General features: G+C 70.7%; 7 protein-coding genes. 4 read left to right on the forward strand and 3 right to left on the reverse strand.

What is annotated here, in order from left to right:
- Positions 1–35 precede the first annotated feature (35 nt).
- Positions 36–650 carry a thioesterase II family protein gene (locus EJK15_RS63845; RefSeq protein ID WP_276615590.1) on the forward strand — a complete coding sequence of 205 codons (615 nt, stop codon included), beginning with the start codon at positions 36–38 and terminating at the stop codon, positions 648–650.
- A gap of 126 nt (positions 651–776) precedes the next feature.
- On the forward strand, positions 777–1,952 hold the full coding sequence (locus EJK15_RS63850) for a PucR family transcriptional regulator (RefSeq protein ID WP_138720017.1): 1,176 nt from the start codon (positions 777–779) through the stop codon (positions 1,950–1,952).
- 30 nt (positions 1,953–1,982) lie between these two features.
- On the opposite strand, the gene EJK15_RS63855 is transcribed toward EJK15_RS63850, so the two are convergent.
- From EJK15_RS63855 to EJK15_RS72200, 3 genes are all read right to left on the reverse strand, one after another.
- Entirely contained in the window at positions 1,983–2,624 is a 642-nt protein-coding gene (locus EJK15_RS63855) for a flavin reductase family protein (protein WP_206062122.1), read from the reverse strand.
- On the reverse strand, positions 2,587–3,768 hold the full coding sequence (locus tag EJK15_RS63860) for a hypothetical protein (protein WP_206062124.1): 1,182 nt from the start codon (positions 3,766–3,768) through the stop codon (positions 2,587–2,589). The genes EJK15_RS63855 and EJK15_RS63860 overlap by 38 nt, the downstream gene beginning before the upstream one ends.
- 123 nt (positions 3,769–3,891) lie before the next feature.
- On the reverse strand, positions 3,892–4,557 hold the full coding sequence (locus tag EJK15_RS72200) for a response regulator transcription factor (protein WP_171075318.1): 666 nt from the start codon (positions 4,555–4,557) through the stop codon (positions 3,892–3,894).
- A 310-nt stretch (positions 4,558–4,867) separates the two neighbouring features.
- Between EJK15_RS72200 and EJK15_RS63870 the strand changes: the two genes are divergently transcribed.
- On the forward strand, positions 4,868–9,346 hold the full coding sequence (locus EJK15_RS63870; RefSeq protein WP_138720019.1) for a non-ribosomal peptide synthetase: 4,479 nt from the start codon (positions 4,868–4,870) through the stop codon (positions 9,344–9,346).
- The coding region (locus tag EJK15_RS63875; RefSeq protein ID WP_240778012.1) for a condensation domain-containing protein at positions 9,343–10,367 on the forward strand (1,025 nt) is incomplete at its 3' end. The genes EJK15_RS63870 and EJK15_RS63875, both read left to right, overlap by 4 nt.

Here is a 10,367-nt window from a genome sequence, read left to right on the forward strand (position 1 = left end):
TATAAGAGACAGGGGCGGGCGGGCTGCCCGCCGCGATCGAGGTCTGCGCCGTGCAGTTGCCCGGCCGGGAGAGCCGCATGGGCGAGCGCCCCCTCGACGACATGGGCGAACTGCTCGACGGACTCGGCCCGGCCGTCGCCGAGGCGGTGGACAGGCCGTTCGCACTGTTCGGGCACAGCATGGGCGCGCGTGTCGCCTTCGAGCTGTCCCGCTGGCTGCGCCGTCGAGGCGCGCCACGACCGCTGCACCTGTTCGTGTCCGGGTGCCCCGCCCCGCAGTTGCCCCAGCCGCCGCCGCTGCACCCGCTGGCCGAAGCGGACCTGGTCCGGCGCCTGCGGGAGATGGCCGGCCTCTCGCCCGAGGTGTTCCGGATCCCTGGGATCCTGGACGCGCTGCTGCCCGTGCTGCGCGCGGACTTCGCCGTCGTCGAGAACTACGCGTACGAGCCCGAGCCGCCGCTCGACCACGCTGTTACGGCATTCGCCGGCACGGCGGACCCGGAGGCCGACCGCGCCCAGGCGGAGGCCTGGGAGGCGCAGACCAGCGGAGCGTTCGCCTTCCACGAGGTGCCCGGCGGCCACTTCTTCGTCCAGGACCGGCTCGCCGACGTGCTGTCCGTGATCGCGAAGGTCGTCTCCCCCGATAGTTGAGCCGGATGGGATGGCGACCCACTTTGGAGGAGTGGCCGACCTCCCGTGGCGGATGACAGGTTCTCCCTCTCGCGATCTACTGGGGCCTGGACGGTATTCCATCGACAACGTACTTGGGTGATACCCATGGCAGACAAGGAGAAAGGGCTCCAGCCGATCGTGGAGCCGGGCGGGATCGAATTAGCCGGTTACCCCGAAACGCTGCTCGACGTGGCCGCCACGGGCCGCACGCTGAGCCAGCGGGAGTTGAAGGAATTCGAGAGCGCGGGTGCGACCGCCGCCCACGAGGGCCTGTCGCTGGGCGCCACCGTCGACCTCTTCGTCCGCGCGACGAAGCGAGCCTGGCCCGACTTGCCGCGCATGGCGCGCGGGCGGTCCGGCTGCATGCTCGACGCCGACGCCGTGGCCACGATGGGCTCTGACGTATTGACCGCCATGACGACCGCGGTGGGCGCCGTGACCTCCGGCTACCAGCAGGCACAGGAGGAGGCGCTGCGCGTAGAGGAGGATTCCCGTCGGCGGTTCATCGACGACCTGCTGGAGGGCACCGGCGACATCAGCTCGCTCGCGGACCGTGCCGAGCGGTTCGGCCTGCAACTCGTGGCCGATCACGTCGTGGCGGTGGCCGAGGCGGCACGGCCGTTCGGCGAATCGGACAGGATCCTGGCTCGGGCCGAGGCGGCCCTGCGAGCGGGCACGGACCGCGGCAACGTGCTCACGGCCATCAAGGACGGCAGGATTCTGGTGATCGCTCCAGTAGCCCCGCCGGCTCGGCACGACGGCAGGGCGGAGGCGCCTATCGGGGCCGCACTGGCCAGGGTGGTCGAGCAGGAGGCCTCGACGTCCTGGCGGGTGGCCGTCGGCCAGCCCCGCACCGGCGTGCAGGGGGTGTGCCGCTCCTACCGTGACTGTGGCGACGCGCTGCAGCTCGCCGCCCGGCTCCGCTTCTCCGAGCGGGTCGTCGCGGCCGCCGACCTGCTGCTCTACCGGGTGGTGCTCAGGGATGCCGAGGTCATCGCGGACTTCATCGGCACGGTCCTCGGGCCGCTGGTCAACGCTCGCTACGGTGCGGAGCCACTCCTCGAGACGCTGGACGGCTACTTCGCCTCCGGCTGCGTGACGGCCAAGGTCGCTCGCCGCTTCTACCTGACGGAGCGTGCCGTCACGTATCGGCTGAACCGCATCCGTGCCCTGACCGGGCACGACGTCCATGTGCCCAGGGAACGCCTGGCGCTGGAGATCGCCCTCATCGGCGCGCGTTATTTCGACTGGCCGCGCAAACCCTTGCCGGTCGCATCCTGAACCGGGCCCCGCTAGCAGCACCCCTCCCTCTCACTCCGCCAGCACATGCGGGCTCGGGCTCTCCTCGGGCGTGAAGACCGGTGCGAGTCTGCCGTACCTGCGTGATAGCCGCACGGTCGGGTCCAGCGCGGCGGGGTTGACGCGGCGCCTCGACCAGACACACGGCGCCACGTGCACGTGGACGACCTGGCCGATGATCAGCGTGCAGTTGCCGACCGGCACCTGGTCGGCGAGCACGCACTCGAAGTGCGCGGGCGCCTCCGCGACGCGGGGCGGCCGGACGCGGCGCGACGCCTCCGGCGTCACCCCCGCGATCATGAACTCGTCGCATTCGGGATCGACGTCCGCAGCCGTGGCGTCCAGGGCGCTGAGCAGCTGCTGGCCAGCGAAGTTGATCACGAACTCGCCGGTCTCACGGACGTTGCGCAGGGTGTCCTTGACGCCGACGGAGCTGAACGCCACGTGCACCGGATGGTCGGCAACGAGGTTGAAGTACGAGTGCGGCGCGAGGTTCCGGTGGCCGCCCGGCGACACCGTGGAGACCCAGGCGATGGGTCTGGGCACCACGAGCGCCGTCACCAGGTCGTAGGTGTCTGGCTTGCTCCATTCCGCCGGGTCGATTTCCAGGTGCCGGTCAAGGTCCATCGGGGGTCGTACGTGCGAGCCGGCCATCAGGTGGTCTCCCTTCCGCGGCGGCGGGCGATGGCAAGGCCGCCGTCACGTCGTCGCCGTATCTCATGAGAAGGCGGTACCGGTCAGCCCTGGCATGCCGCATCGTGCGGAGCATGCTGACCGCGTTCCCCTCCGTGGCCTCGCCCTGGATGATCGAGCGGTCGTCGCCCACCAGCGCGGCGGCGACGAGGACGTGCCGTTCGATGTCGATGAGGTCGGCTTCGAGAAGCGCGTCCCTGGCGAGGGCGAGTTCGGGGTCGCGGGTGGCCAGCGCGGCGTAGGGTTCGGAAAGCTCCTCGACGAGCCTGGCCATCGCACGCCGGTACGAGCGGTGCTCGGGCTGGGTGCGGCCGGTGAGCTCCATATCCACAGCGGGAGGACGCATCGTCGGGCGGACGGTCGCCTCGTAGCAGGCCTCGGACATGTCACCGGAATGGACCATGGCGGCGGTGAAGCCCCGCGCGTGGACGGTCGCCTCCCTGAGCGCGGCGAGCGTGGCCGCCCGGTCGCCGTCTCGCGCCGCTCCTGCGGCACGGGACACGGCGCCGGCGGCACGGAGGTTGAGGAGGAAGTAGAGGTGGTGGACGACGATCCAGCGGGTCAGCTCGGTCGGGACGGGGAAGTACGGGCCGTCGCCGGGTAGCCCTTGCACACGGGCACGGGCGCCGCCGGACGGCCCTGTCGCGCGTGCGGAGGCGTCGCCGGGGAGCCCGCTCAAGAGGTCGGATATCGCCAGGAGTTCGGCCGCCAGGTCGTTCACCTCCAGCCGGGCGTGCCGCAGGTCGTCGAGGGCGCGGGCGGCGATCGTCGTCACCTCGGCAGCCAGGCGCCGGCCGTCCAGCCTGGCCGTGCGGACGCCGAAGTAGTCGTGATTCGGCACGATCGGCGCCAGTCCCGAGACGTCGAGCGGCGGCAGCGCGGCCCGGCGGGCCAGCTCGCACACCTGGTCGGCGGCCCCGCCGATCACCTCTACGGCCGAGCCCGGCACCCCGGCGGGGCTCAGCAGGGCGAGGCGGGCTTGGGCCAGTGCGTCCGCCACCGCCGTGAGGCCCGCCCGGAGCGAACCGTCGAGCGGGGTGCGGCTGTGTACGAGACCGTCTTCCGGAAGGACGACGACCCCGATCTCGGGGCATCCCGCGCCCATGACCAAACCTCCTCATACCGTGGTGGGCCGGCAGGTCACCATAGTAGGAAGCGCCATACTCCAGCCGAACGATCCCGAGGTGGACGATCTGGCAACCGTCGCCTTCCGGCTTCCGGAAACCGGTCAATCCCCGTGGAGCGCGGGCGTCCACTCTAAGTCGGCGACCGAGATGAGGCCGCTCTGATAGGCGAGGACGACCGCCTGCGTGCGATCGCGTACCTCAAGCTTGGACAGCATGTGGGAGATGTGCGACTTGACCGTGGAGTCGCTGATGTGCAGGACGGCGGCGATCTCTGACGTGCCGGCTCCCAGCGAGAGGAAGCGCAGGATGCGCAGCTCCTGCTCGGTGAGGTTGCGCAGCAGCCGGCCACGCGTATTCCTCCCGGCGGGCATCGGCAGAAGCGCTCGGGCCGCCGAGTCGGCGAGCACGACGTTGCCCGAGGCGACCGCCACCACGGCGGCGCTGAGCGCACAGGCGCCGTTCTCCTTGAGCAGGTAGCCCATCGCGCCCGCGGCGACCGCCTGGGAGACGTACGACCTGGAGCGGGTCGCCGTGAAGACGAGGACCTGCCACTGGCAGGTCTCGGCGATCTCGTGCAGCACGGACGCGCCCACCTTGGGCTGGTACGGGTCGATGACGACGACGCAGTCCGGGCAGGATCGCATCAGCTCCCGAGCCCCGTCTCTGCCGTCGGCCTCGGCGACGAGGTTCAGGGACGGCTCGCGGCAGATGCTTTCCTTGATGACCCCTCTGGCAAGGGGATCTGCCTCTATGACGAGGACGTCCACTCTTGACGTGACCAGATTCGGCGGCGAAGGAGACAACGCGGAATGGACGGACGTGTTCCGCTCAGCCTCCCCGTCGCTGGCTTTGGGGGACACTCCTCCGCCCTCCCCACACTCCCGTGCGATAAACCAATATCCCCTCGGCCGTCGACCTCGGCTGGTCGCGGGCACCGATTGCCGGTCACCGGAAGGCGGTCCCGACAGCGAATGTTGGAATTCCGCCCTGTGAGTGCCGACGGCGTCGTATTTACCCTTCCGGCGAGACGAGTAGGAAGCGTGCCTACTCTGCCGCCACCGCCGAAGGGAACGGACGATGACCTCTCGCCGTGAAGACATAGGCAACCTCTCCGCGGAGGAGAAGCGGCGGCTGCTGGCTGAGCTGCTGGTCGAGAAGCGGAGTCGCGGCGTCGACCGGTTCAGCCCACTGCAGCGGCGGCTGTGGGTGCTCCGCCAGATGGAGCCCACCATCCCGACCCACGTTCTCGGCGTGTCCGAGGTGCGGGGCCCGCTCGATGCGGCCGCGCTGCAGGAAGCCGTACGGGCCGTGGCGGGGCGGCACGAGATCCTCACAGGCGGGTTCGTCGAGGTCGAGGGGGAACCGGTGTGGGCCCCCTCATCCTCGGTGTGGCTCAGCGTGCCCCTGGTGGACGTGTCGGGTCTGGCCTCGGACGAGCAGGACAGGGAGATCGGGCGGCTGGTCGCCAGAGAGGCGGCGCAGGTGTTCGACCTCGCGACCCCGCCGCTGGTGCGGGTATCTCTGGTACGCCGGGCGCCCGAGCATCACGCGATGGTGGTCGTCGCACACCAGCTCGTCATGGACCAGGCCAGCGTCGGGCTGTTCGTCCGCGAGATCGCGCGGGCGTACACCGAGACCGGGCAGGCACGTTCGCGCGGCGACGAGCCGGCCACGTTCGCCGGCTTCGCCGCGTGGCAGCGCGAGCGGCTGGCCACGCCCCAAGCCGCCCACGACCTCGACTACTGGCGGCACCGCCTCGGCGGACTGCCCGACATGAACCTGCCCACCGACCGGCCACGCCCCCCGATGGGTACCCGCTCACTGTCCGGCGCGAGTCACCGCTGGCAGGTGCCGGCCGACCTGGCCGTCCGATGGGAGGCGCTGGCCGACCGGACCGGCGCCACGGTACCGGACGTGCTGCTCGCCTCCTGGCTGACCGTGCTGTCCCGGTACAGCGGCCGGCGCGACATCGCCGTCGGCCTACCCGTGCCCGCCCGCCCCGATGACTGGGCGGGCGCTCTCGGCCCGTTCGAGAACGCGATCGTCCTGCGGGCCGACCTCACCGGCGACCCCGCATTCGCCGCGTTGCTCGCGCAGGTCGCCGACGCCCGCACACAGGCGATGGACCACCAGGAGACACCGTTCGAGCACCTCGTGGACGAGCTCCCGCAGGGCGACTCCACCGCGCCGCCCCTCTACCAGGTGCGCTTCGTCCACGACGAGCCGGCCCTCACCATGTCGCATGCCGGGCTCGAGTGGCGAGAAACGTGGACGGACGCCCCCCTCGCGCCATTCGACCTCACTCTCCGCCTGGCCACGGCCGAGGACGGGAGCCTGTCCGTACGATTGGACTACGCGACCGAGCTGTTCGACGCGAGCACCGCCGAACGGATGCTCACCCACCTCCGGACGCTCAGCCTGGCCGCCACCGAGCGGCCCGACCAGGTGCTTTCCGCGCTGCCCATGCTGCCCCCCGGCGAGTACGCCCGCCTCACCCGCGAATGGGCCGACGGCCCCGCGCACACCGCCGAGCCCCGGCTGGTGCACCGGCTCATCGAGGAGCAGGCTGCCAGGAACCCGGAGGCCGTGGCGGTCGCGGCCGGATCTGACAGGCTGACGTACGGTGCCCTCAACACCCGGGCCAACCGGCTCGCCCGCCGCCTGCGCAAGCTGGGCGCGGGCCCGGAGAAGCGCGTGGGCGTGATCGCCGAGCGCACGACGCACACGGTCACCGCGCTGCTGGCGGTGCTCAAGGCGGGGGCGGCCTACGTTCCCCTGGACCCGGACACGCCCGCCGAGCGCCAGCGCTTCATCCTCGCCGACGCGGGCATCGACGTGCTGCTCGCCCACAGCCATCACCAGCGGACCTGGCCGGAGGCCGTCACCACGATCACACTGGACAACTTCGGCAACGGCGCGGACGGCACCGACCTGGACACGCCGATCGACCCCACCAACCTGGCGTACATCATCTACACCTCCGGCTCGACCGGCACGCCCAAGGGCGTCCTTGTGTCCTGCGCGAACGTCGCCCACGCCACGGCCGCGCGGCAGGAGGCGTTCGGCGAGGCGTCGGACGTGGCGGGGGCGGCATACCTGATGCTGGCGCCGTTCACGTTCGACGCCTCGGCGGCCGGGCTGTACTGGACTCTCGGCCAGGGGGGCCGGCTGGTCCTGCCCGACCCGGTGGAGATGCAGGATCCGCGGCTGCTGGGGCGGCTCATCGAGCAGCACCAGGTGACGCATCTGGACGGGGTGCCGTCGCAGTACTCGGTCATGCTGGACGTGCAGCCGCAGGCGCTGCGGACGGTGCGCTTCTGCGTGCTGGCCGGCGAGGCGCTGCCCGCGGCGCTGGTGCGCCAGCACTACGAGACGCTGCCAGAGGCTCCGCTCTACAACGAGTACGGCCCCACCGAGGCCACCGTCTGGAGCACCTTCCACCCCTGCCCGCCGGACTTCGCCGGCGCCACCGTCCCCATCGGCAGACCCATCCCCGGCACCCACGTCCACATCCTCGACGACGACCTCAACCCCCTCCCCCAAGGCATCCCCGGACACATCCACATCGGCGGACCCGGCATCACCCGCGGCTACCTCAACCGCCCCGCCCTCACCGCCGAACACTTCACCCCAGACCCCCACCACCCAGGCCAACGCCTCTACCACACCGGCGACCGAGGACGCTGGCTCCCCAACGGCACCATCGAATTCCTCGGCCGCACCGACACCCAAACCAAAATCCGCGGCTACCGCATCGAACTCGGCGAAATCGAAACCACCCTCCAAAACCACCCCGCCATCGCCAACGCCGTCGTCATCGCCGATCACGGGAGGGCCGGGGATCCGCGCCTCATCGCGTACCTCATCACCCGGGCCGAGGCCATCAGCCGGGAGGAGCTCAACACCCACCTCCTGGCGAGCCTGCCGCACTACATGCTCCCCACCACCTACGTCTTCCTCGACAAACTCCCCCTCACCCCCCACGGCAAGGTCGACCGCCAGGCCCTGCCCTCGCCGGACGAGCAGCAGCGTCGCAGCGCGCCGTACGAGGCGCCGCAGACCAAGGTCGAACGGGAGGTGGCGCAGGCGTTCGGGGAGTCGCTGGGCATCGAGCGCGTCGGGCGGCACGACGACTTCTTCGAGCTCGGCGGGAACTCCCTGCTGATCGCCAGAGTCGGCGCAATCCTCGCCGGGCTCTACGGGGTGGACCTGCCGCTGCCGCTGCTGTTCACGCAGCCCACCGTGGAGGGCGTCGCCGGCACGATCGAGCTGTTCTGGAAGGGCGGCTACCAGGGGCTGCAGGACTCCCGCGACCCGGCGACGATGCTCTCGGAGATCCAGCTCGACCCCGACATCAAGCCGGACGGCCTGCCGATGGCCGACATCATGAACCCGTCGGGTGTCTTCCTCACCGGCGCGACCGGCTACCTGGGCATCTTCATCCTGGAGCAGATCCTGGAGCAGACCAGTGCCGACGTGCACTGCCTGGTCAGGGCCTCCAGCCCGGAGAACGCGATCGACCGGCTCAAGCGGACCGCGGACACGTTCAAGGTCAACTGGGACGACAAGTTCCGCACCCGCGTCAAGCCGGTCGTGGGCGACCTGTCCGAGCCGCGGTTCGGCCTGTCGGAGAAGGCCTTCACCGACCTGGCCGGCAAGATCGACTCGATCTATCACAACGCGGCGCTGGTCAACTTCGTCTGGCCGTACTCGGTGCTCAAGGGCCCGAACGTGCACGGCACCGTGGAGGTGCTGCGCCTCGCCTGCACCACGAAGGTGAAGATCGTGCACTTCGTGTCGACGATCGACGTGCTCGTCGGCTCACACATGCCCCGGCCCTTCCTGGAGGACCCGCTGCCGCAGCTGCCGCCGCACGTGCCGTTCAGCTACCCGCAGACGAAGTGGATCTCCGAGAAGATCGTCGAGCTGGCCAAGGAACGCGGGGTGCCCACGACCATCTTCCGCCCGTCGATCATGATGGGGCACACGGAGACGGGCGCCTGCCACCAGACCGACTACATCCTCGTAGGTTTGCGCGGCTTCCTCGAGCTCGGCATCCTGCCGGAGTACGACGAGGTGCTGAACTGCACGACCGTCGACTACGCGAGCAAGACCTTCGTGCACATCACGATGCAGGAGAAATCGATAGGGGAGATCTTCCACCTGTGGAACGTGGACGCGATCCCCACGATGGCCACCTACGACTGGGTCCGGTCGTACGGGTACGAATTCGAGGTCGTGCCCTTCAGCGAGGCGGTCGAGCGGGCCCGTCGGGTCAGCCCCGGCCACCCCATCTATCCGCTGCTACCCGTCCTGTTCCTGTACGAGAGTGGCGAGGCCGGGCTGCCCATGCGGTGGGACGACCACCTCAAGCTCGATCCCCGCCTCGAGTGCGCCCACACGCTCGAGGCGCAGGAGGGCACGGACATCACGGCCCCGGACATTGACGAGAAGTGGATGCACGACTCGCTGTCGTTCCTCATCGAGCGGGGGCAGCTCAAGCCGCCCAGCGCCATCAAGCTGCTCGCCGGCTCGGCCGAGGGGCAGCGCCGATGACCGGCACCACCGCCGCACGCACCCGGGCCCCGTCCGCCGCCCTCTTCGAGGTACGCGGCGAGCTGGACGGGGGCCTGCTGCAGGAAGCCGTCAGGGTGGTGGCCGGCCGCCACGACATCCTGCGCGGCGCGGCGGGCGCGGGCGCCGCGTGGGTGAGCGTGCCCCTCGTGGACGTGTCCGGCCTCGGCCCCGGCGAACAGGACAGGGAGATCGGGCGGCTGGTCGCCAGGGAGGCGGCACAGATATCCGCCCTGGCCACGCCACCGCCCGTCCGGGTCTCCTTGGTACGGCGTGGGCCCGGCCTGCACGTCGTGGCGGTGGTGGCGCACCAACTGGTCATGGATCGGCCCTCCATCGGCCTGTTCGCCCGCGAGCTGGCCCGCGCCTACGCGGGCGATCAGGCCGTCACAGCAGGAGACGCCGCCGGCCCCGCATCCGAGAGCGCCCGGGTCCCTGGCGCCGATGAGCGCGGAGCGGCCGGCGGCGGTTCCTACGCGGACTTCGCCGCCTGGCAGCGGGAGCGGCTGTCCACCCGGGCGGCCGCCCGCGCCCTGGACCACTGGCGGCACGCCCTCAGCGGACTGCCCGATCTCAGCCTGCCTACCGACCGCATACGCGCGCAGGGCCGAGGCCGCTCCCTGCCGATGGGCAGCCACCGCTGGCAGGTTTCCTCCGCGCTGGGCGCCCGGTTGCGAGCCGTGGCCGTGAGCGCCGTGGACGATGTGCTGCTCGCCGCCTGGCTGGCCGTTCTGTCCAGGTACGGTGGCCAGCGCGACATCGCCGTCGGGCTGGCCGTGCCCGGTCGCCCCGATGGCTGGGCGGGCGCTCTCGGTCCGTTCGAGAACACGGTCGTCCTGCGGGCCGACCTCACCGGCGATCCCACGTTCGCCGGCCTGGTGAGCCAGGTCGAGAGAGCTCGCAGGCAGGCGGAGGAGCATGGCGCAACCCCCTTCGAGCAGCTCGTGGACGAGCTGCGCCCCCTCCCCTGTCTCGTATACGCTTCTGCCTCTTCCATCGTAAA

Origin of the sequence: Nonomuraea basaltis (genome assembly GCF_005893125.1) — a bacterium.
In the GTDB taxonomy this organism is placed as follows: domain Bacteria; phylum Actinomycetota; class Actinomycetes; order Streptosporangiales; family Streptosporangiaceae; genus Nonomuraea; species Nonomuraea basaltis.

Excerpts from the sequence above, each read along its gene's own strand:
- EJK15_RS63850 (WP_138720017.1), top strand. The coding sequence starts at position 777 with ATGGCAGACAAGGAGAAAGGGCTCCAGCCGATCGTGGAGCCGGGCGGG.
- EJK15_RS63855 (WP_206062122.1), bottom strand. The coding sequence starts at position 2,624 with ATGGCCGGCTCGCACGTACGACCCCCGATGGACCTTGACCGGCACCTG.
- EJK15_RS63860 (WP_206062124.1), bottom strand. The coding sequence starts at position 3,768 with ATGGGCGCGGGATGCCCCGAGATCGGGGTCGTCGTCCTTCCGGAAGAC.
- EJK15_RS63870 (WP_138720019.1), top strand. The coding sequence starts at position 4,868 with ATGACCTCTCGCCGTGAAGACATAGGCAACCTCTCCGCGGAGGAGAAG.